At 48.6% G+C, this 22,157-nt stretch carries 18 protein-coding genes; 9 read left to right on the forward strand and 9 right to left on the reverse strand.

What is annotated here, in order from left to right; translation table 11 throughout:
• Positions 1 to 14: 14 nt before the first annotated feature.
• The gene (locus VFS25_RS24845; protein WP_326464891.1) at positions 15 to 1,067 is read right to left on the reverse strand and encodes a hypothetical protein; all 1,053 of its coding nucleotides are present in this window, start codon (positions 1,065 to 1,067) and stop codon (positions 15 to 17) included.
• A gap of 514 nt (positions 1,068 to 1,581) precedes the next feature.
• Here VFS25_RS24845 and carB point away from each other — a divergent pair.
• From carB to VFS25_RS24870, 5 genes are all read left to right on the forward strand, one after another.
• Positions 1,582 to 4,398 carry a carbamoyl-phosphate synthase large subunit gene (carB, locus tag VFS25_RS24850; protein WP_326464892.1) on the forward strand — a complete coding sequence of 939 codons (2,817 nt, stop codon included), beginning with the start codon at positions 1,582 to 1,584 and terminating at the stop codon, positions 4,396 to 4,398.
• A gap of 554 nt (positions 4,399 to 4,952) precedes the next feature.
• Positions 4,953 to 7,028: a ComEC/Rec2 family competence protein gene (locus VFS25_RS24855; protein WP_326464893.1), complete on the forward strand. Its 2,076-nt coding sequence runs from the start codon at positions 4,953 to 4,955 to the stop codon at positions 7,026 to 7,028.
• 12 nt (positions 7,029 to 7,040) lie between these two features.
• Positions 7,041 to 8,555 (forward strand): bifunctional phosphoribosylaminoimidazolecarboxamide formyltransferase/IMP cyclohydrolase, encoded by a 1,515-nt coding sequence (purH, locus tag VFS25_RS24860; protein WP_326464894.1) that lies wholly within the window; start codon positions 7,041 to 7,043, stop codon positions 8,553 to 8,555.
• 181 nt (positions 8,556 to 8,736) lie between these two features.
• Complete coding sequence (locus tag VFS25_RS24865) at positions 8,737 to 9,294, forward strand: sigma-70 family RNA polymerase sigma factor (protein ID WP_326464895.1); 558 nt, start codon at positions 8,737 to 8,739, stop codon at positions 9,292 to 9,294.
• On the forward strand, positions 9,287 to 10,708 hold the full coding sequence (locus tag VFS25_RS24870; protein ID WP_326464896.1) for an SGNH/GDSL hydrolase family protein: 1,422 nt from the start codon (positions 9,287 to 9,289) through the stop codon (positions 10,706 to 10,708). The genes VFS25_RS24865 and VFS25_RS24870 overlap by 8 nt, the downstream gene beginning before the upstream one ends.
• A 37-nt stretch (positions 10,709 to 10,745) precedes the next feature.
• Here the strand turns inward: VFS25_RS24870 and VFS25_RS24875 are convergent, their stop codons facing one another.
• From VFS25_RS24875 to mutY, 7 genes are all read right to left on the reverse strand, one after another.
• Positions 10,746 to 10,943: a YqaE/Pmp3 family membrane protein gene (locus VFS25_RS24875; protein ID WP_326464897.1), complete on the reverse strand. Its 198-nt coding sequence runs from the start codon at positions 10,941 to 10,943 to the stop codon at positions 10,746 to 10,748.
• 9 nt (positions 10,944 to 10,952) lie between these two features.
• Positions 10,953 to 12,332 (reverse strand): LutB/LldF family L-lactate oxidation iron-sulfur protein, encoded by a 1,380-nt coding sequence (locus VFS25_RS24880; protein WP_326464898.1) that lies wholly within the window; start codon positions 12,330 to 12,332, stop codon positions 10,953 to 10,955.
• A 92-nt stretch (positions 12,333 to 12,424) separates the two neighbouring features.
• Positions 12,425 to 12,994 carry a DUF3109 family protein gene (locus VFS25_RS24885; protein WP_326464899.1) on the reverse strand — a complete coding sequence of 190 codons (570 nt, stop codon included), beginning with the start codon at positions 12,992 to 12,994 and terminating at the stop codon, positions 12,425 to 12,427.
• Between the two features lie 77 nt (positions 12,995 to 13,071).
• Positions 13,072 to 13,656 (reverse strand): gliding motility lipoprotein GldD, encoded by a 585-nt coding sequence (gene gldD / locus VFS25_RS24890; protein ID WP_326464900.1) that lies wholly within the window; start codon positions 13,654 to 13,656, stop codon positions 13,072 to 13,074.
• Positions 13,657 to 13,691: 35 nt separating this feature from the next.
• Entirely contained in the window at positions 13,692 to 15,047 is a 1,356-nt protein-coding gene (gldE, locus tag VFS25_RS24895; protein ID WP_326464901.1) for a gliding motility-associated protein GldE, read from the reverse strand.
• Between the two features lie 155 nt (positions 15,048 to 15,202).
• Positions 15,203 to 15,730: a single-stranded DNA-binding protein gene (locus VFS25_RS24900; protein WP_326464902.1), complete on the reverse strand. Its 528-nt coding sequence runs from the start codon at positions 15,728 to 15,730 to the stop codon at positions 15,203 to 15,205.
• A 24-nt stretch (positions 15,731 to 15,754) separates the two neighbouring features.
• A complete protein-coding gene (mutY, locus tag VFS25_RS24905) occupies positions 15,755 to 16,819 on the reverse strand; it encodes an A/G-specific adenine glycosylase (protein WP_326464903.1) in 1,065 nt (354 codons plus the stop codon).
• Positions 16,820 to 17,207: 388 nt separating this feature from the next.
• Between mutY and VFS25_RS24910 the strand changes: the two genes are divergently transcribed.
• The 3 genes from VFS25_RS24910 (at position 17,208) to VFS25_RS24920 (ending at position 20,403) form a co-directional block, all read left to right on the forward strand.
• Positions 17,208 to 17,495 (forward strand): HU family DNA-binding protein, encoded by a 288-nt coding sequence (locus tag VFS25_RS24910; RefSeq protein WP_029464490.1) that lies wholly within the window; start codon positions 17,208 to 17,210, stop codon positions 17,493 to 17,495.
• Positions 17,496 to 17,639: 144 nt separating this feature from the next.
• On the forward strand, positions 17,640 to 18,365 hold the full coding sequence (locus tag VFS25_RS24915; RefSeq protein WP_326464904.1) for a tetratricopeptide repeat protein: 726 nt from the start codon (positions 17,640 to 17,642) through the stop codon (positions 18,363 to 18,365).
• Positions 18,366 to 18,852: 487 nt separating this feature from the next.
• Positions 18,853 to 20,403: an Rne/Rng family ribonuclease gene (locus VFS25_RS24920; RefSeq protein ID WP_326464905.1), complete on the forward strand. Its 1,551-nt coding sequence runs from the start codon at positions 18,853 to 18,855 to the stop codon at positions 20,401 to 20,403.
• Positions 20,404 to 20,751: 348 nt separating this feature from the next.
• On the opposite strand, the gene VFS25_RS24925 is transcribed toward VFS25_RS24920, so the two are convergent.
• Positions 20,752 to 21,078 carry a cupin domain-containing protein gene (locus VFS25_RS24925; protein WP_326464906.1) on the reverse strand — a complete coding sequence of 109 codons (327 nt, stop codon included), beginning with the start codon at positions 21,076 to 21,078 and terminating at the stop codon, positions 20,752 to 20,754.
• Positions 21,079 to 21,232: 154 nt separating this feature from the next.
• Here VFS25_RS24925 and VFS25_RS24930 point away from each other — a divergent pair.
• Positions 21,233 to 22,157: hypothetical protein (locus VFS25_RS24930; RefSeq protein ID WP_326464907.1), on the forward strand; the 925-nt coding region annotated here is incomplete at its 3' end.

Raw genomic sequence — 22,157 nt, forward strand, 5'->3', positions numbered from 1 at the left:
AAGAAGATAACAGGCTATTTCTTCTGGTATTCAGCAGTATACTGGTTAGCAGTATTGGATAGTACCATTTTGTCGGCCGTTAACTCAGTCACGCTTATATTCACTATATCATAGTAATAATCATCATCGCTCAGGTCAACGTCAAATACAATAACCAGTTTTTTAGTACTGGCGTTGTATGACCATCCGCCGGTTTCAGTATACGCCTCTGTGCTGCTGGTGTAAACCGGGTTGGCGCAGGGATTGTGAAAACGCTGCAGGTTGGTGTATTTCTCCTCCTCAATATAGTTATAGGTGGCGTTTGCCTGGAATGTGATCTCGGATTTCAGTACCTCTGTAACGCCCGCCAGCATCTGATGGCAGCCGGTGCCCTGCGTGCATTGCTTCAGCGTATCTGCGTCGCAGGTGAAAGATGCGTAGCCGCTGTCTGCGGTAATAACATTCTCCCAATCCCCGTTGCTGTATTTTTCCCGGGTAGCTGCCCAGGTGCCCACCAGGGCCTGGCCATCCTGGCTGGTGCCTGCAGGTATAACAACAATGCAGGCGCTGGCGGTGTTGCTTACGTTATGGTTGGCGTCATAAGCGGCATAAGTAATGCAAAAAGTATCTGCAGTAGCATTTTCCGGCAGCTTAATTACAATAAGGGAATCTGAATTGTCCTCACCCGTTTCCTTGAACAAGCTGTGTTTTCCCCCGGCCGGTGCTTTACGGGCGCCCCTGGGGTTAGCATAGTCTATTGTGAAGTAAGAATCGGCGCCGGTTATTTGCAGGTAATAACCCTCAACACTGCCAGATGAAACATAAGGTGTAATAACAGCATAACGTCCGTTAACAGCAAGCACCGTGCTGCCGTCTGCATCCAGTACCGGGGTAGTGGCGCCGGTGGCTGCCGGCATTGCGCCTTTTATGTTGGTGCCATAAAATACTTTAACGGCGCCGGTTAGCTCATTGGGATTGCTTACGTCTACAGGCGTGCCGGTTTCAGGGTTGCCGCTGCCTGCATCGTCTTTTTTACATGCATAAAAAGCAACGCCGGCGGCTAACAATAACAATAAAACTTTTTTCATAGATAAATGGGTGATTAAGAATAAGTGTTTAGATGAAAAATAGTATGCCGCGCGAAGGTATGATTTTATATTACATAATTATAATATGTTTGAAGCGCATGTACGTATTGACCGGTATTACCTGCGCTCCATTGAGCGCGCCCACGCCTTACAATGGGCTTGCTTCTTTTTGAGGCAGCTGTGCACCGGCCCGCCGGCCTGTCAGCTAACATTCCGTTGCGGCAATGCAATGCTCCGGCCCCGTTACAGGGAAGCAATAATGCGGAGGGCTATTAAAATGTAAAAGTCCCGGTAACAGTTTACCGGGACTTTTTTGTCTAAAAACAGGATAGTTATCTAACTTCTTTTCAAAGCTGGAACAAAGATACAGCATTTACATTAATAATTATAATAATGTTTGCGAAAAAATTTATTGTAGCATAATACTTTGAAACCCTTAATTTTGCACGATTTTTTTTGTCCATCCATTGGCATAAAGATCAGTAGGGTTTTTCATTTTCAATAGATTATACAAATGCCAAAAGACTCATCTATTAAATCTGTTCTCATTATTGGTTCTGGTCCTATTATTATTGGTCAGGCGTGCGAATTTGACTATTCCGGATCCCAGGCTGCCCGCTCCTTACGGGAAGAGGGTATTAAAGTGATCCTGATCAACTCTAATCCGGCCACTATTATGACGGATCCTATGATGGCAGACCGGGTATACCTGCTGCCGCTGACGGTGGAAAGCATAGAGCAGATACTGGAAGAGAACCAGATAGACGCGGTGTTGCCTACCATGGGCGGGCAAACAGCGCTGAACCTGTGTAAAGAGGCCGACGAGTTGGGCGTATGGGAAAAATACAATGTACGCCTGATTGGGGTGGATATTAAAGCCATTAATAAGGCAGAGGACCGCGAGCTGTTCCGCCAGTTCATGATAGAGCTGGGTATAAAGGTGGCGCCTGCGAAAACAGCCAACTCTTACCTGGAAGGCAAAGAATTTGCCCAGGAAATAGGCTTCCCCCTGGTAATACGCCCTTCCTTTACCCTGGGCGGTACCGGCGGCGGCTTTGTACACAGTAAAGACGACCTGGACGAAGCCCTGAACCGCGGTTTGCAGGCCTCTCCCATACACGAAGTGCTGGTAGAAAAGGCCGTGCTGGGCTGGAAAGAGTTTGAGCTGGAGCTGCTGCGCGATAAGAACGATAACGTAGTGATCATTTGTACGGTAGAGAACCTGGACCCTATGGGCGTGCACACCGGCGACTCCATTACCGTGGCGCCCGCCATGACGCTGAGCGACACTGCTTTCCAGGACATGCGTAACAAAGCACAGTTAATGATGCGCAGCCTGGGCAACTTTGCCGGCGGCTGTAACGTACAGTTTGCACTGAACCCTGAAAACGAAGAGCTGATAGCCATTGAAATAAACCCGCGCGTAAGCCGGTCATCGGCCCTGGCCTCCAAAGCCACCGGTTATCCCATTGCGAAAATAGCAGCCAAGCTGGCCATTGGTTATACGCTGGATGAGCTGAACAACCAGATCACCGGCAACACCTCTGCCTGCTTTGAGCCGGCGCTGGACTATGTGATTGTAAAGGTGCCCCGCTGGAACTTTGACAAGTTCAAAGGAGCCGATGAAACCCTGGGCCTGCAAATGAAATCCGTAGGTGAGGTAATGTCCATTGGCCGTACGTTCCCCGAAGCCATCCAGAAAGCCTGCCAGAGCCTGGAAAATGAGGCCATTGGCTTAGGCTACTACGGCAAATCGCTGATGAAGAGCGAGCAGCTGCTGGAAAGGCTGAAAACACCTACCTGGGATCGCATTTTCCGCATTAAAGATGCGCTGATGGAAGGTATATCCGTAAAAACCATTCAGCAGCTTACCTTAATAGACCGCTGGTTCCTGTACCAGATTAATGATATTGTGAACCTGGAAAAGCAGCTGCAGGAGCATGACCTTAACTCCGTACCGGCAGATCTGCTGCGCGAAGCCAAGCAAATGGGCTTCTCCGACAAGCAGCTGGCCTACCTGTTCGGCAACTGTGAGGAAGATGAGGTGTACGAAAAGCGTAAAAGCCTGAACATACGCCGTACCTACAAAATGGTAGATACCTGCAGCGCGGAGTTTGAAGCAAAAACACCTTACTTCTACTCTGCTTTTGATACGCAGAACGAAAGCATTCCCTCCGACAAAAAGAAGATCATTGTGCTGGGCTCCGGTCCTAACAGGATTGGCCAGGGTATTGAGTTCGACTATTGCTGCACCCACGGCCTGCAGGCCATCCAGGAATGCGGGTACGATGCCATTATGGTGAACTGTAACCCCGAAACCGTGTCAACCGATTTTGACATGGCCAATAAGCTATACTTCGAACCGGTGTTCTGGGAGCACCTGTGGGAGATCATAGAGCTGGAGAAACCCGAAGGCGTAATTGTGCAGCTGGGCGGCCAAACCGCGCTGAAGCTGGCCAAGCGCCTCGAAGAAAAAGGCATCCGCATTATAGGCACGTCCTTTAATGATATGGATATTGCAGAAGACCGCGGCCGCTTCTCGGACCTGCTGAAGGAGCTGAACATTCCATACCCTAATTACGGCACCGCCTATACGACCGATGAAGCCATTGAAGTGGCCAAGGAAGTAGGCTATCCCGTACTGGTGCGCCCCAGCTATGTTTTGGGCGGCCAGCGCATGCGCATTGTAATTAATGAAGAGGAGCTGGAAAAAGCGGTAATAAGCCTGCTGAAACACCTGCCCGGCAATAAAATACTGATCGATCACTTCCTGGACCGCTGCCAGGAAGCGGAAATAGATGCCATTTTCGACGGGGAAGATTTTCATGTGATGGGCGTAATGGAGCACATTGAGCCGGCCGGCATTCACAGCGGCGACAGCAATGCCGTGTTGCCCGCCTTTAACCTTACCCCGCTGGAAGTAACCACCATGGAGTACTACGCGGAAAAAATAGCCCGCGCGCTGAACATCCGCGGGTTAATAAACATTCAGTTTGCCATCAAGAACGGCAAGGTGTATGTAATTGAGGCCAACCCCCGTGCATCGCGCACTACGCCGTTTATTGCCAAAGCTTACCAGGTGCCTTACCTGAATATGGCCACCAAGGTAATGCTGGGCGCCAAAAAGCTGAAAGATTTTACCATAAAGAAAAAGCTGGACGGCTTTGCCATAAAGGAACCGGTATTCTCCTTTAATAAGTTCCCGGGTGTAAATAAGGAGCTGGGTCCTGAAATGAAATCAACCGGGGAGGCCATCCGCTTTATTAAAGACCTGCGGGATCCTTATTTCCGCCAGCTGTATAAAGAAAAGAGCATGTACCTGAGTAAATAACAGCAACCGGCTGTTATATAAGCAAAAGCTGAAAGCAATGGGGCAACCCTCCGGCTTTCAGCTTTTTTGCGTTTTAGCACCCGGTTTGCCGGTTGCGGGCCGGTGATGAAAAGGCTGCAGATAGCGGTGGAATAAGGGATGGGCAGGGCATTGAAGAAATAGGAGCGGCTATAAAAAAATCAGAGCCTGATAAAAATCAGGCTCTTTCTTTTCCCTCAAAATAACCATTAAAGACACGACTATTTACAATAAAATAGCGTGACCGGTAATGCATTTTACTATAAATATTATAATTTAAGAAGATGTTAACTAATCAATAACAGATTTAAAATTGCGTCATCCCGCAACGACTGCTTATCAGTTGAATTTAAATTATTATTTATTTAATATGTTTAACACCCCTTTAACTTTTTGCCCATTTTGCCCCTTTTCAAGAGGGCTTTTACCAGCGGTTTTTTTCCTGTTTTAGGATTAACATATGATAAACTTTTTGCTAAAACAGCAACCCCTAAATTCGCGTTTTCCTGTGAATATTTTAACCCGGAAAACCCGCTTTGAGAGCAACGCCGTTTCTTCGTTTATTTATACCGTTAGCCATTGGTATTTGTTTGCAGATATGGCTGGCCATACCCTGGTGGTGGCTCGTGGCTGCATTGCTGTTAGTAGTAGCTGCACTGCCGGCCTGGGGCCGGCTGCCCCTGGGCAGGCAATATGCGTTTAACTGGGGCCGCGGCGTGCTTTTATATATGTTGCTGGCAGGTGCAGGCGCCCTGCTGGTGCCGCTGAAGGATGTACGCAGCCAGCCCCGGTACTTTGGAAAGTACCTGCATGAAAAGCCTGTGCCGGACACCCTGCTGGTAAGCATACAGGAGCCAATGCAGGAGCGGGCCCGCAGCTGCAAAACCATTGCCGCTGTTACCGCCGTTGTACGCCACCGGCAGGTAATACCTGTAAACGGCAGCCTGCTGCTGTATTTTCAAAAAAGCAGCAAGGTAAATAACCTGCGCTGTGGCGATGTGGTGTGGATATGCGGCACTCCCGGCCCCATTGGCAACAGCGGTAATCCCGGCGCGTTTGATTACCGGCAATACTGCGCTGCAAAACAGCTCTTTTACCAGGCTTATATAAAAACAGGCTGCTGGCGGCAAACAAACCATAACAATGGTACCCTGCTGTCGCGGGCCCTTTTAATAACCAGGGACTGGTGTGTACGCACCCTGCAGCAATATATGGGCAACGGGCCGGAAAGCGCATTGGCTGCCGCCCTGCTGATTGGTTACCGGTACAACCTGGATCGGGATATGGTGCAGGCATATACCAATGCAGGTGTAGTACACATTATTGCTATTTCAGGCATGCACCTGGCGCTTATTTATGCAACGTTGTTATGGTTGCTGGGTTGGTGGCCGCCGCACCGGCTGTCCAATATTGCCAAAGCATTTATAGCAATAAGTGTGTTATGGGGCTTTGCCCTTGTTACCGGTGCAGCACCCTCTGTGCTGCGGGCTGCTGTAATGTTTACAGCTATAGCCATTGGCCAGTTTGTGCTGAACCGTTATACCAATATCTATAACACCCTGGCCGCATCCGCTTTCCTGCTGTTATGCTACGATCCCTGGCTGCTGCTGGATGCGGGCTTTCAGCTTTCTTACCTGGCGGTGCTGGGCATAGTAATCTGTTATAAGCCGCTGTACAGCATATGGCTGGTTAAGCACAAATGGCTGAACAAAGTTTGGGAAGCAGTAGCGCTAACACTGGCCGCGCAGCTGTTTACCATACCGGTATGCCTGTATTATTTTCACCAGTTCCCAAACTGGTTTCTGCCAGCCAACCTGCTGATAGTTACCCTGTCAACCATTATCCTGTATGGGCTGATTGCATTGCTGGCAGTATCGCCCTGGCCCGCCTTGGCGCATTATGTGGGCGCCGGCGTAAAATACCTTACCGCAGCCATGAACCGCCTGGTGGTGTTCATAGAGCACCTGCCGTATGCTGTTACCGGCAATATTTACATGCCGCTGTACGCCGCAATATGTGCATATGTGATCATAGCGGGGCTGGTGGCCGTGTGGCTGCGCAAATGGCCCAAAGGCTGGTTGCTGGCGCTGTACGCGGGGCTTGGATGGGCCGCTATGGATGCTGCAAATGCCATACAGGCTGCTAACCGCCGCACCCTTGTCATTTATAACGTGCCTGCCTATACGGGAATAGACGTGATCGTTGGCGGTAAGCTGCAATTTGCCGGCGATACAGCCCTGCTGCAAAATGACAGCCTGCGGAACCGTTATATACAACCCACCCGCCTGGTATATGGTGTGGCTGAACAAGCGCCGCGCAGCCTTGCCTGCCGGGGCGCTTTTATAAGCCTGGGCCGCACAGGAATGATGATAGTAGACAGCAGCTGGCGCCCTTTTGTGCCGGCAAAAAAATTAAGGGTGGATTATATTTTGCTCTCTCACCATCCCCGGCTGAGTATCAGCCAATTAAAAAACATGTTTACCTGTAAGATGATTATTTTCGATGCTTCCAACCCATTATGGCAGATACAACGGTGGAAAAGTGATTGCAGCGCCCTAACTTTGCGCTGCTTTTCGGTCCCTGAACAGGGAGCCTATCTTATTAATTTCTAATGTTTTCCATTCATGCAAAAGCAAATTAAATCAGCACTGATCTCCGTTTTCTATAAAGATAACCTGGAGAGCATTGTAAAGCAGTTGGGTGAGCAGGGTGTAACTATTTACTCCACCGGCGGTACCCAGAAATTTATTGAGGAGCAGGGCGTGAAATGTGTGGCGGTAGAGGATTTAACTGCATACCCTTCTATACTGGGCGGCCGGGTAAAAACCCTGCACCCTAAAGTATTTGGCGGTATACTGGCCCGCCGCGGCAACAACCAGGACCTGGAACAGCTGCAAGAATATGGCATCCCGGAAATAGACCTGGTGATTGTGGACCTCTATCCCTTTGAGGAAACCGTTAAAAGCACAACCGAAGAACAGGCTATTATTGAGAAGATAGATATTGGCGGTGTATCGCTGATACGCGCTGCCGGCAAAAACTATAAGGATGTATTGATCGTGGCCTCAAAAGACCAGTATGCCGATCTTGAAAAGGTGCTGGTGGAGCAAAAGGGCGCTACCAGCCTGGAGGAGCGCCGCCGTTTTGCCGCCAGGGCATTTGAAGTATGCGCCCACTACGACGTTGCCATTGCCGGTTATTTCCTGAACAATGAGCCGCAGCAGTACTTCCAGGTATCTGCCCCGCAGGGCCAGGTAATGCGTTACGGAGAAAACCCCCACCAGCGCGGCGTTTTCTTTGGCAACCTGCAGGAATTGTTTAACAAGCTGCATGGCAAGGAGCTTTCCTATAACAACCTGGTTGATGTGGATGCCGCCTGCCAGCTGGTGCAGGAGTTTAAGGAAACCACTTTTGCAGTGATAAAGCATACCAATGTATGCGGCATTGCCAGCCGCGCCACCCTCAAAGAAGCCTGGGAAGCAGCCCTGGCCGGCGATAAGGAAAGCGCTTTTGGCGGCGTGCTGGCTACCAACAAGGTAATAGATAAAGATACCGCAGCAGCTATAAGCGAAATTTTCTTTGAAATACTGATAGCGCCCGGCTTTGATGAAGATGCGCTGGCAGTGCTTACCACCAAAAAGAACCGTATTCTGCTGCAGCAAAAGCAGCCGGTACAGCAGCCTTACGTGTATAAAAATGTGCTGAACGGCGTGCTGCTGCAGGACAGTGATACGGTTAACTATAAAGACTGGACCGATGTGGGCGCCCGCGCCGCTGATGCCGCAGAAAGGGCCGACCTGGAATTTGCCAACCTGGTGTGCAAGCACCTGAAATCAAATGCCATTGCCCTGGTAAAGAACAAACAGCTGATAGGCAAAGGCTGCGGCCAAACCTCCCGGGTTGATGCGCTGCGCCACGCCATTGAAAAGGCCAGGCAGTTCAGCTTTGACCTGAAGGGCGCTGCCATGGCTTCCGACGCCTTTTTCCCGTTCAACGACTGTGTGCAGATAGCGCATGAAGCAGGCATTACCTCCGTAATACAGCCCGGCGGCTCCGTACGCGACAACGACTCCGTTGAGTACTGCAAGCAGCAAGGCATGGTGATGGTTATGACCGGCATCCGGCACTTTAAGCACTAAGGGAATGTAAAATCTAAAATGTAAAAGTGGAATGCGGCAATGTATACTCGCCGCATTCCACTTTTACATTTTGCATTTAAAATTTTACATTTTATATTCTTCCTCCTTCCTCCCTTCCGCCGGTTACAGAATTTTTTTATACTATTGTGCTTAACCCATGGCGTTCCTACACCATAATACCATGCAACATGCTACGGATGCAGACCTGATCCGGGAGTACAAGGCTTCCGGCAGGCTCGACTACCTGGCAGCCCTGTACCAGCGGTATATGAACCTGGTATATGGCGTGTGCCTGCGGTATTTTGATGAAGCCGCCGGTAAGGATGCGGTGATGCAGATCTTTGAAGAGCTGATCCCAAAGCTGAAACAGCATGAGGTGCAAAACTTCAAAAGCTGGCTGCATGTAGTGGCGCGTAACCACTGCCTGATGAAGCTGCGCTCCGTGAAACAGCGGGAAGGGCGGCAGGTGTCTATTGAAGACAGGCCGCTTATGGAAAATGAGGAAATTATACATCATGACAACGGAGTTAGCCTGGAGGATAACCTGCAGGCCATGGAAAAATGCCTGGAAACCCTGCCGGCAGAGCAGCAGCAAAGCGTAAGCCTGTTTTACCTGCAGGAGAAAAGCTACCGTGAGGTAGCCGCCATAACGGGGTATGAAATGAATAAAGTGAAAAGCTATATACAGAACGGGAAGCGTAACCTGAAAATTTGTATGGAGCAACAACAACATGCCTGATAACCATGCACATAATAAACCCGTCAGCCCCGAGCTGATACGCCGCTACCTGGCCGGTGAGCTGGATGATAAGGCCATGCACGCACTGGAAAAGCAGGCCCTGGACGATCCGTTCCTGGCAGCTGCGCTGGAAGGCTATACGGCCCATGAACCGGACCAATCCGCCCACCTGGCCGATCTGCAAAACCGGCTGGAGCAGCGTGTAAACCGGGAAAAAGGAAAAGTACGGCTGCTGTACTACCGTTGGGCGTCGGCAGCGGCTATTTTACTGGTGCTGGGCCTTAGCTTTTTATGGATCAATCACCTGGAGCTTACGCGCCAAAAAGATATTGCCAAAGTAACCACTACTGAAAGCACTGCACCCAATATACAGGACAGCACTGCGGCGCTGCCGCCTGCTGCCGGGGAGCCGGCAAGCGGTAAACAGGCAGCCGCATCATCCGGTAGTACGGCGGTTGCCAAAAAGCCGGCACCGGCTGCAGGTACCCCCCCACCGGCATTGGCCGGCGCACCGGCTAAAAAAGATGCGGTGCAGCCACCCAATGCACTTTTACCGGAAAAATCAGAAAAAGAAGCAGGTGAAGCAGCGGCAATAGTGCAGGCAACCCCGGGGCTGCGGGCAACTACAGCGCCACGGGCCGCCCGCACTATGCGGACTGATACTGTAGCTGCCTTGCAGGATAACGCCGGTCAATACCAGGGTTATTATAACAACAGTAATGCAGCAGCCAGGGCAGATGATGTTCGCAAGCGGGTTATGGTGGCTAAGGAACGCACACCGGAAGAAAAGCTAAAGGCAACTACATTATTAGCGCCCGCCGCCCGGAATGTGGTGGTGCTGGGCTCTTCCACTGCAGAAGGGGTAGGCCCCAAAAGCAAAGACAGCACCTGGGTAAGCCTGCTGCGCAAATACCTTCAGGAGAAAAATCCGCAGGCCACGGTTACCAACCTGGCAAAAGGCGGCTTTACCTCTTACCGTATATTGCCCGATGATGTACATACGCCTTTCCTGAAACCCGATCCGGACAGGGAGCATAATATCACCAAAGCCCTGGCCCTGCACCCGGATGTGATTATTATCAACATGCCCTCCAACGACATTACGGCCGGCTACTCCTTAAAAGAATACCAGCGTAACCTGGACGCGGTTATGGAGGCAGCGCGCCGGCAGCATGTTACCTGTTACATAACCACTACGCAGCCCCGTAATACGGATGCGGATAAACGAAAAGAGCTGCTGCAGATGCGGGATTATATTATCAGGCGTTATCCCAATAGCTATATTGATTGCTGGGAGGGCCTCAGCACGCCGGATGGGTCTATCATTCCAAAGTATAACAGCGGGGATGGGGTGCACCTCAATGGATTAGGGCACCAGCTTATGTTTGAGCGGATAAAAGCAAAGATTAATTAACTACAACCCGTCATCTGCACATCTGCATATTCGCACATTATCTCGCTTTCATCGCCCTTATCAGCCGCCGGTTTCTTCTTTCGGCGCGGCTTTCATTCAGGTTGGCCAGCGCCCATAAGGCAGCGGGCAGCCAGCCAATAATAGTAAGCTGTAACAGCAGGCAAAGAATGCCTCTTAATATGCGGCCCCTTAATATAAAGGAAAGCCAGGGTAACAAAATTGCCAGGAGGGTCATGGTATAAGTTTAGTGCTTTTTTCTTTCTTTCCACAGCTGGTTGAACGATTTGGGCGCAAATACAGGCAGTTCCCGCTCTGGCCCCCAGGCTTTGGCAAAGAAGCGTTTCATAAAAAAGTTCTTCATCTTACCACTCGTCATGTTCATCATTTTACGGCTCAGGGATGCCTGTTTCCAGCCGTACCAGGCCATTTTTTCACTACCGGATGTATAGTTTTCTTCTACTGCCTTGTGGCGGTTGTGCAATAGCAGCTCGTGCAGGTTAATGCGCACAGGACACACTTCCGTGCAATTGCCGCACAGGGAGGAGGCGTAGCTTAAATGCGCGTATTCGCTCATGCCTTTCAGGTGGGGAGTAATTACCGCGCCTATAGGGCCGCTGTAAGTAGTGCCATAGGCATGGCCGCCGATGTTCTTATATACAGGGCAGGCATTCAGGCAGGAGCCGCAGCGTATGCAATACAGCGCTTCCCGGGCTTCTGTATCCTGCAGCAGGTTGGTGCGCCCGTTGTCCATGAGTATTACATACATTTCCTCCGGCCCGTCTGTTTCCCCTTCCTGCCGGGGACCGCTGAAAACGGAGTTGTATACCGTTACCTGCTGGCCGGTGCCGTAAGTGGCCAGCAGGGGCCAAAACAGCGCCAGGTCGTTTACAGACGGCAGCACTTTTTCAATGCCTACCAGCACTATATGTGTTTTGGGAAAGGCGGTGCTCAGGCGGGCATTACCTTCATTTTCACTTACAGCTACAGAGCCGGTGTCGGCTATAATAAAGTTGGCGCCGGTAATGCCTATTTCCGCCTGCAGGTATTTTTGCCGCAGGTTTTCGCGGGCTACCAGCGTAAGCTGCTCAGGGGTAAGGTCGGGGGCGGTGCCCAGCTTTTCGGCAAACAGCTGCGCTACGTCTTCCTTGCTTTTGTGCATGGCAGGGGTAACAATGTGATAGGGCGGCTCTCCATCCAGCTGTTGTATGTATTCACCCAGGTCGGTTTCTACACATTCAATGCCCTGTTTGGCCAGGAAGTCGTTCAGGTGCACTTCTTCGGTGGCCATGGACTTGCTTTTTACAATGCTTTTGCATTGTTTGGCCTGGCAAATGGCCAGTATTTCTTCCTGCACCTGCTCCACATTTTCTGCCCATATTACCTTACCACCCCGTTTGGTAAACTGCATTTCAAACTCTTCCAGGTACTTATCCAGGTGCTCAATGGCCCGCCACTTAATGTTCTTGGCACGCTCGCGGGCAGTTGTCAGCTCGGTAAACTGCAGCTTGCCCGTTTTTACGGCATTGTTATATTTACCAATGTTGTAATTGATAGTACGGCGATGTCCCAGATCGGCGGCTTTCTTTTCGCTCTCTTCCAGGAATGTGGATGCGGTTTGTTGCATAAGCAAATAAAAATTCCAAGATCCAAAATAAAGATAGGGAACTTCAAGGGATAGGTTAGTAAAACCTGGCAAGTCAAAAATCCGGCCAGCTTTTACGGGTGCATTTTTCCTGCAATCTTATCCAATACGCTGTAAAACTCTTCCCCGTATTTACGTATAAGCGCTTCCTTTAGAAACCGGTATACCGGTACCTGCAGCTTTTTACCATTGCGGCAGGCGGGCGCGCAAATGTCCCACCGGTCATAGTTTACAGCTTCATAGCTGTCGTACTTTTTAATGCGGATGGGGTAGAGGTGGCAGGAGATGGGCTTTTTAAAATCCACAACACCATCGTTATACGCCTTTTCAATACCGCAGCCTACCACTCCTTTTTCATCAATAACTGCATAAGCGCAAATCCCTTTATTCACGATGGGGGTTACGTAGCCGTATTCATCGTCAATAGTATGGGTGCCTGTTTGTGCTATTTCCTGTATGCCTTCTGCACGCAGGTAAGATTTTATTTTCGGAAAAATCTTCTTCAGGGTTTTTACTTCCTGCTTATCCAGCGGCGCGCCGCAGTCGCCGGCCACGCAGCAGGCGCCTTTACAGGCGCTCAGGTTGCAAACGAATTGTTCTTCAACTACTTCGTCACTAATGTATTTGTCATCTATTACAATCATGATCGGTCCACACTTGCATTAACAGCAAAGGTACAGTAAATAGTTATCCGTAGATAGTGTTGTGATGAGCGGCTGCGTTAGCGCCAGCGCAGCGTTTCTACCAGGTGCCACATATCTTCCTGCAGAAAGCGGTGTACGGGCGCAAGGGAGTCGGCATTAGGCGATACGTTAAAGTAAAGGGCGCCGCGCAGGAAATGGCGGGTAGAGTCGGTGGCAAAGAACTGTTTGGCGCTGGCGGCATTCCCGCCCACATCATAAAACAGCCCGGTTACACCATGCCCGTTGTTAATATCTTTTTCATCAATATAGTCGGCCTTGTAAGTATGCTTATACGTCATTTTAAAAGCATCGGCCACCAGGTTTTCGAGCTTGTTCCTGGCGCCTATCTCTTTATAGCTCACGTATATTTTGCCGTTCAGCGTAGGGAAGTCGATGTTGATCCAGTAGGGGTTTTCCGGGTGCTCGCCAAAAAAAGAGCTGTCCTTTACCACCTGCGCATAGGTTGGGTACTCAAAAGTATAAGGGTAGCCGGGCTGGTCAAATACCTGGTATTGCTTTTTCGGCAGGGGAATGTTGAAATAGCCTCTTGGCTTGGGTGTATAGCTTTGCTCGCAGGCGGCGCAGCATAGTATACAAAGGAAAAGCAGGTGCCTCAATCTCATGTTTACAGCGTTTGAAATAGTTGAAAGGTGCGGGCTTAGCCGGCGGCTATGCCTTCATCCTGGCGAATGGTGACCTGTACTTTCTGTATGCGCATTTTACTTACTTCCAGCACAGTAAAGTCAAAATTGCCGTAATTAATAACGCTGTTTTCCTCCGGGAATTTGCCGGCCAGCTCTAAAATAAGCCCGCCAATGGAGTCGCTTTCGCCTTTTACATGCTCAAAGGTATCAGGCGGCACGTTCATAATGCGGCAAACATCATTCAGCATGGTTTTACCTTCAAACACATAGGTAAAGTTATCGACCTTGCTGTAGTTAAACTCTTCTTCGTCAAATTCATCCTTAATATCGCCAATTACTTCTTCCATAATATCTTCCAGGGTAACAATACCGCTGGTGCCGCCAAATTCATCCACTACAACGGCAAAGTGCATACGCCGTGTCTGAAATTCGGTTAGCAGGTCTTCGATCAGCTTGTGGCCGTGCACAAAAAAGGGCTGGCGCATTACCTCATGCCAGTCAAACCCTTTCTTGCCCAGGTGAGGCAGCAGGTCTTTGGTGTGAATAACGCCTACAATATTATCCAGGTTACCTTTATATACGGGCAGGCGGGAGTAGTGCAAATCGGCCACCTGTTTGGTTACCTGTTCATAGGTGCTGTCATATTCAATACCGGAAACATCCAGCCGGGTGCGCATAATCTGCTTTACGGTAATGTTGCCGAATTTAAGAATGCCTTTCAGGATATTTTTTTCTTCCTGGGAGGTGGTAGGGTCTACGCTCAGCTCAATAGCTTCGTCTATTTCCTGGTAGTTTACGGCCCCGCCGCTCAGGCGGTGAAAAAAGCGGCCTTCTATGCTGGCGCTCAGCTCTACAAAAAAGTCGCTTACCGGCTCCAGGGTAGCGTGTATAATGCTTACAAACCAGGCAAAATAGGTAGCAAAGCGTATGTTGTTCTGCGCGGCCCATACGCGGGGCAGCACCTGTCCGAAGAACAGCAGTATAAAGCAGATCACCGCTACGCGCACTACCAGGGAAATTACCGGCAGGGTTTGCAGGTCTTCCATTTGGGTAATGAGGTAGTTGGTAACCATTATAAAGGCAATGGCCAGCAGCACGCCGGCTATTTGCAGGGAGGCCAGTAATGATTTGGGTTTTTCGAGCAGCTTGGTAATGAGCTTGCCGCTGGTGTTTTGCCTGGTTTTCAGTACGTTCAGGTCTTTATAGTTGAGTGTAAAAAAGGCCACTTCAGCGCCCGATACAATAAATGCCAGCAATAATAATATAAATATTACCAGCAGGTATATAACCGCATTGGGCGTAGCAACAGGTGGCTTGGCCTGTAGCAGCAATGGCGTACCGGAAAAAATGCTTGCCAGATAGAACTGCAAAGTGTTCAACTTTAGGTCAAAAATAAGGGGAAAGTAGATCCGGCATACATACAGGCGGATTGCTTTCCCTTATGCAAATATAAGGTAATGTCCTTATTAGGACTATTGTAAAAATACTTAATATTTTTCATGGGATAATGGAGTGAGATCCGAGCTCAGAAAGGCAGATCGTCTGCCGGTTCACTCATGGAGGGAGGTATTTCCATATTGGGGAAATTTTCGCCGGTGGAACTTCCTGTATTGCTATGATGAATAGCATGCTCTGCATTGTTCAGGTCCATGCGTTTATCCAGCATAACAAGGTTGTCACCCACTACTTCTGTAGCAAATTTTTTATTGCCTTCTTTATCTTCCCAGCTACGGGTACGCAGGCGCCCTTCGATATACACGAGGCTGCCTTTGTGCAGGTACTTTTGTGCTAATTCTGCCAAACCACGCCATAAAACCACCGTATGCCATTCTGTTTGCGAAATAAGCTTACCGGCCCTGTCTTTAAATGTTTCTGTGGTAGCAAGAGAGAACTTTGCTACTGCAATATTGCCTTCCAAAAATTGTACATCCGGATCCCTACCCAAGTTGCCAATCAGGATTACTTTATTAACACCTCTCATAGTTGTAGGATTTAATCTATTGATAAAAGTTCTTCTATAAACAACCTCTTTAAAGTTAATATTTTTTTCCAATCGACACAGAAATTTTTATAAGCGCTAAAACAAACCCAGTGACCGGTTTTGCAGGAAATCAGTAATGGTTTTTGGGAAGGCGTAGCTGTTCAGGCGGGTACGGGGCACAGCCGTGTACCCGGCCAGCGCCGGCGCTTTGGCGGCGGTTAATAAAAGAAACTGGCTGTAAATGGTTTGGTGCGTAAGCTGTTGCTTAAACACAGGCGATATGCCTTGCAGCGTACAGGGTATATCCTGTATCAGCTCTTTAAAAGCGGTAAAGGCTTGCAGCTCCCCCGCATCTACGGGCCCGGGCATTTCTATTAATATAAACTCGTGCAGGTTTTGCCATATATCGTTACCGGTGCGTTTGCGTATAAGCACCTGGTCTTTGTATGACAGCACTATATAATAGAAATACCGTTTTTTAATAACCAGCTTTTTAGACTTAACGGGCAGCTGCGCTATTGTTTGCTGTTTGAATGCAATGCACCTGGCGGCCAAAGGACATTGGTTGCAGGCCGGCTGCTGGGGCTTGCATACCACCGCTCCAAAATCCATAATGCTTTGATTATAAACAGCCGATTGGCCGGGCGGCAGCAGCTCCTGGGCCAGGGCGGCAAATTCTTTTTTACCGGCGGTACTGTCTGCCGGCGTAAAAATGCCAAAATAACGGGCCAGCACACGGAAAACATTACCATCCAGCACAGCATGCGGGCTGTTAAAAGCAAAGGAGGCAATGGCCGCAGCAGTATAGGGGCCAATGCCTTTGAGCTCCTGTATCTGCTCATAAGTGCTGGGATACACGCCGTTATGCGCCGCTACGATCTGCCGGGCAGCAGCCAGCATATTTTTACAGCGGGCATAATAGCCCAGGCCCTGCCACATGCGGAAAACTTCTTCCTCCGGGGCAGCGGCCAGGTGCTGCACCGTGGGGTAGGCGGTAATAAATTGCTCATAGTAGGGAAGGCCCTGCTCTACCCGTGTTTGTTGTAAAATAATTTCCGACAACCATATCTTGTAGGGGTCTTTGATACCTTTCCAGGGCATGGTGCGGGTGTTTTGTTCCCGGTTCCAGGCCAGCAGCTGCTCCGTAAAAAACTTTTTCATGCCTTGCAAATATAGCGGTTGCCCTTCTTAAACAGGCAGTGATAAAGGCTTTTGGCACAAACTGCAGGGCCCGGATTTTAGCTAAATAGCATAAAAAAAATAATCTGATATGAATATTATTTTTTGTATATTCGTTACTCAATGGTTTTGTGAAATTTTGTCACACCAGTGACAGGCCGTTGTAAATGTATTAAGCTTGAGCATTGGACGCTTCCTGGCCGGTTCTTTTGCATGATATTTGAGCTGTCAAAACACATTCAGAATAAGCAGGTTATATGGGTGGACATCGTTAGTATGAAGAAAAAAATTAAAATTTATCTTGCTTAAACTCAGTAATTATAATTTTTTTAAATATTTTTGAGAAATTAAGTAATCCTCCGCTTCAATTATGAGAAAAGCTGACTTGATAAACAACATTGCTGAAAAAACCGGCATCCCCAAAGTAGATGTGTTAGTGACACTCGAGGCTATGTTTAAGGAGGTCAAAGAAGCGCTGGCAAATGGCGAGCACATTTACATCCGGGGTTTTGGTAGTTTCATTACAAAAAAGAGAGCCGCAAAAATTGGCCGGAACATTAAAAAGAATGTGGCTGTGGAAATTCCGGAGCACTACATTCCGGCCTTTAAACCGTCTAAAGAATTTGTTGCTGAAGTAAAGAAGCTTAAAAGTTCTTAATTTTGCAGCCTAATATTTTTAGGCATGCGAAAATCACAAGTTCTCCTGGTTGGTACTGCTGTAGCATTACTCGTTGTATTGCTGGCTTTTGGCCGTACAGTACCCCGGCCTGATAAGAAAGCTATGCCAGCTGCCGCCCGTCCTATGGGTGGCGGCCAGGACATAAAACCTATCTCATTCAGTGAACTGCTCGCATCGGCCAAGCTGAACATCCCTGCTGAAAAATTGTTGCAGATTAATGCATGGGAGAATAAGGTGGTCAGGGGCGATGTTAAGAACCAACAAATAGCCGCTTACAAACAACTGTATTCCGCTTGGGATAGTCTAAACCAATTGCCTGTAGCCGCATACTACCTGGGCCAGGCCGCCAAGTTGGAAAATTCCGAAAAAAGCCTCACCTTTGCAGCCAATTTATTTTTGGAGCACCTGCAGCATGCCCAAGAGCCCGGTGTTATGAAATGGGAGGCCAATGAGGCCATTGGGTTACTGGATCAGGCGATTGCCCTTAATCCCGGTAACGACTCCCTGAAAATACAACAGGCCCTGGTGTATATGAACACCGGAGAACCTATGGTGGGCGTGCAAAAGCTACGGGCATTGGTTGCAGAAAATCCTGATAATATAGAAGCCCAGGTTACCCTGGCTAATTTGGCTATTACATCAGGACAGTATGATAAAGCAATTGAGCGAATGGAAACGCTGCTCCAGCAACATCCGGAGGAAGCCAAAGCCTATTTTGTGCTGGCAGAGGCTTACCGCAGCAAAGGAGATGTGAAAAAAGCAGTGTCCTTGTTTAAAAAATGCAGGGAATTACTAAAAGATCCGGAACTCAAGGCAGAAATAGACGGTTATATTAAAAGCATTCAATGATATTTTATTTTCAAACATTTAAAAACTTATTAAAGTATGCCTTGCGGTAAGAAAAGAAAAAGACATAAAATAGCCACTCATAAGCGTAAGAAAAGGTTGAGAAAGAACCGGCATAAGAAAAATAAGAAATAAGTATTTCTCCTGTTTCCCGCCATTTACATCTGATCAGGTATATGGCTGACGCGTGATCGCATATTTTCTTTTATATAACCTGCATGGCCCCGGCAATGATTATTTAATTGTGAATTGCTCTCAATTTATTAAATTGCCGATGTCATGCAGGTAATTTCCTTAGATCCCGCAACAGCAATTTCCCGGAATATCACCTGCAGATCACTAAACCCTTAAGCAATCCATCATCACGTATGTGACGAAAATGCTGATTGTATTATACAGTTGGCGATTTTTTGGTATGCAATCATTTGTACCATTAACAATGAAGCATTTCCAATTTAGGTGAAGTTAAAATGGTAAAAATTTTGGACGCTTGAATAAGGAACTTATTATAAATGCGGCACCCACTGGTGTGGAAATAGCGTTGCTGGAGGATAAGAAGTTAGTGGAGCTGCATCATGAAAGCGGCAATCCCAATTTTGCAGTAGGGGACTTGTACCTGGGAAAAGTTAAGAAGCTGATCCCGGGCCTCAATGCAGCTTTTGTAGATGTAGGCTTTGAAAAAGACGCCTTTTTACATTACACAGATCTTAGTCCCTATATACGTTCTATCCTTAAATTCACCCAGCAGGCCATCAGCGATAAATCCCCTGAAGGATTTGACTTTACAAAGTTTAAGAATGAACCGGAAATTGTAAAAACCGGTAAAATCACTGATGTGTTAGGCGGCAAGCCCAACATACTGGTACAGATATTAAAAGAGCCCATCTCCTCAAAAGGCCCGCGCCTGAGCTGTGAAATTTCGCTGCCCGGAAGATTTATAGTGTTAACACCCTTCAATGATATTGTTGCTGTATCTAAAAAAATACACTCTTCCGAAGAAAGAAAACGCCTGCAGAAAATTGTGGAAGCTATTAAGGCGCCCAACTTTGGCGTAATAGTGCGTACCGCTGCAGAAGGGAAAAAAACAGCCGAGCTGCATGAGGACCTGACCACCCTGGTAGAAACCTGGAAGAACATACAGGCCAACCTCCGCGGTGCGCAGCCCCCGCAGAAAATACTGAGCGAGCAGGCTAAAACCACCAGCATACTGCGCGATCTGCTGAACGAAAGCTTTAACCGCATTGTTATTAACGATAAGAACATATATACCGATACCCGTGCCTACATACAAAAGATAGCGCCGGAAAAACAGGATATTGTTACTTATTACCATAACGGCGCACCCATATTTGATCACTATGGCATTACCCGCCAGGTAAAGGCGTCTTTTGGTAAAACCGTAAATCTCGACAGCGGCGTATACCTGATTATAGAGGCTACGGAAGCCCTGCATGTGATAGACGTGAACAGCGGCTACAAAAGCTCCAGCAACAACCAGGAGCAGAATGCCCTGGCCAGCAACCTGGAGGCAGCGGCGGAAATAGCCCGCCAGCTGCGCCTGCGCGATTTAGGTGGCATCATTATCATTGACTTTATTGATATGAAGCTGCCGGAAAACAAAAAGGTGGTGTATGAAGCCATGGAAAAGTTCATGGCCCAGGACCGTGCCAAGCACACCATACTGCCCATCTCCAAGTTTGGCCTGATGCAGATCACGCGGCAGCGTGTAAAACCGGAAGTAACCATTTCCGTGGCGGAAGATTGCCCCGCCTGCAAAGGCACCGGCAAAATAGGCGCTTCTGTACTCATTATAGATGATATTGAAAAGAACCTGCATTACCTGATCAACCATCAGCATAAAGGGTTAACCATACGGGTGCATCCTATATTATTTGCTTTTCTTACCAAAGGGTTCCTTACCAGCAGGCAGTGGAAGTGGTACTTTCAGTTTAAAAAATGGATCCGTATTAAGGCCGACAGCAATTACCATCTTACCGAATATCGTTTCTTCGACGCCAGCGATGAAGAAATAAAGTTATAATGTGCAGATATGCAAAAGCGCAGATGTGCAAACGGATGACTCGTTTGCACATCTGTATTTTATAGCGTATAACATGTATGTATCGCGCCCATCAGCACCGGCAGTACAGCTGCTTGTTTACATGCAGCAGCATCTTCCATCATCTGCACATCTGCATATCCGCCGGCTCTTTATTCGTGCATCCCTTCATCCGCACTTTCCATCATCTGCATATTTACCAATTCCTTTAGCTATCCGTTTCTCCGTCTTCCCATCCTATCATGTGCAGCCACATCTTTCGTCATCCGCATACCTGCATACCTGTACATTAGATCATCTCCTTCCATCCATCATCTGCACATCCGCACATCATCTATAGTCTTCCCGCACCGGGCAAAAAGTGTCAATAATACTGCAATGCGTAATGGCTTTGCCCCCGTGCAGCGTGTTGGAGGGGATCAGCAGCGTATCGCCCTGGTTAAGGGTATAAACCTTATCCCCCAGCTGCATTTCAAAGATGCCGGCTGCAATGTAGGTGATTTGTTCATGCAGGTGCTGGTGCAGGGGCGATACAGAACCTTCTGTAATTTCCCAGAAAGCCAGTGTGCTTTTTTCGCCGTGTACAAAGCGGCCCGTATGGCCGGGCACCGTAAGGCGGCCGGGTATGTCTTGTACAGATTTAGGTGCAGGTAACATGGATCAAACTTGTTTAGGTGAAATTTGTTTTAAAAATAGGCGGATGCCGGCATTTTACCAAACCGGCGGCCAAGCAGGTACGTATATTTGCATATTGTGTATCATTGCGTTAGTATAGTTTGTTACAGATAGTGTTAAAAATCCTCTTACGTATATGCAGCTACGAAATTTGCTCTTTTTGCCAGGCGCGTTACTGATCCTATGGGCAGCAGCCTGCCAACAATCCGGCGGGCATGGCCCGCTGAAGCGCGATACTACCCTTTATACCCGCCAGGAGTATATTGACCGTATGCTGGACAGCAACACCCTGCAAAGCTTTCTGCAGGCCGATAGCGCGTACCATTCCTATGGAGAGCAGATCCGGAACTTTTACCGGCAGCGCAGCTATCACTATGCCTGGATATCCAATGACGGCCGCCTTACAGAGCAGGCAGGCAACTTCCTGAACATGATCCGGAATGATGAGGCCCTGGCTACGGCCGACAGTAATGCGGTAAATCCGCGGTTACAACAGCTGTATGACAAGGTAACACAAGATACCAGCCATGCATCTGCCCGTGATATTACTACCCTGGAAATGATGCTTACCGGCCAGTTCTTTGCCTATGGCAATAAAGAATGGGCCGGTATGACAGCCGATAGTGCAAAAGACCTGGAATGGTTTATACCCCGCAAAAAGCTGGATATTGAAAACCTGCTGGACTCGCTGGTGCAAAGGCCTGCCAGCACGTTTGAAGAGCCGGTGAACCATTATTACATTACCCTGCGCAGCGCGCTGAAAAAGCTGGTGGCTATGGAGGAGCATAACCATTGGGACTCCATCCGCGCTGATAAAAAACTGTATAAAAAAGGCGATTCCGCCGCTGTCATCAGCGCTGTTAAAGCCCGGCTGTATGCCTGGGGCGACCTGCCCGTACAGGACACCGGCGCGCTGTTTACCCCGGCGCTGGACACGGCTATACGGAAATTTCAGGCCCGTATGGGACTAACCATTAATGGTACGCTGCAGCAGCCGGTGCTGAACGCATTAAATGTACCGCTGCAGCAGCGCATACGGCAAATACTGGTGAACATGGAAC

Source organism: Chitinophaga sp., assembly GCF_035761305.1.
Lineage (GTDB): Bacteria > Bacteroidota > Bacteroidia > Chitinophagales > Chitinophagaceae > Chitinophaga.

Excerpts from the sequence above, each read along its gene's own strand:
- VFS25_RS24865 (WP_326464895.1), top strand. The coding sequence starts at position 8,737 with ATGCAACATGCTACGGATGCAGACCTGATCCGGGAGTACAAGGCTTCC.
- gldD (WP_326464900.1), bottom strand. The coding sequence starts at position 13,656 with ATGAGATTGAGGCACCTGCTTTTCCTTTGTATACTATGCTGCGCCGCC.
- mutY (WP_326464903.1), bottom strand. The coding sequence starts at position 16,819 with ATGAAAAAGTTTTTTACGGAGCAGCTGCTGGCCTGGAACCGGGAACAA.
- VFS25_RS24845 (WP_326464891.1), bottom strand. The coding sequence starts at position 1,067 with ATGAAAAAAGTTTTATTGTTATTGTTAGCCGCCGGCGTTGCTTTTTAT.
- VFS25_RS24885 (WP_326464899.1), bottom strand. The coding sequence starts at position 12,994 with ATGATTGTAATAGATGACAAATACATTAGTGACGAAGTAGTTGAAGAA.
- VFS25_RS24925 (WP_326464906.1), bottom strand. The coding sequence starts at position 21,078 with ATGTTACCTGCACCTAAATCTGTACAAGACATACCCGGCCGCCTTACG.
- VFS25_RS24875 (WP_326464897.1), bottom strand. The coding sequence starts at position 10,943 with ATGACCCTCCTGGCAATTTTGTTACCCTGGCTTTCCTTTATATTAAGG.
- VFS25_RS24915 (WP_326464904.1), top strand. The coding sequence starts at position 17,640 with ATGGGTGGCGGCCAGGACATAAAACCTATCTCATTCAGTGAACTGCTC.
- purH (WP_326464894.1), top strand. The coding sequence starts at position 7,041 with ATGCAAAAGCAAATTAAATCAGCACTGATCTCCGTTTTCTATAAAGAT.
- VFS25_RS24880 (WP_326464898.1), bottom strand. The coding sequence starts at position 12,332 with ATGCAACAAACCGCATCCACATTCCTGGAAGAGAGCGAAAAGAAAGCC.
- VFS25_RS24910 (WP_029464490.1), top strand. The coding sequence starts at position 17,208 with ATGAGAAAAGCTGACTTGATAAACAACATTGCTGAAAAAACCGGCATC.
- carB (WP_326464892.1), top strand. The coding sequence starts at position 1,582 with ATGCCAAAAGACTCATCTATTAAATCTGTTCTCATTATTGGTTCTGGT.
- VFS25_RS24870 (WP_326464896.1), top strand. The coding sequence starts at position 9,287 with ATGCCTGATAACCATGCACATAATAAACCCGTCAGCCCCGAGCTGATA.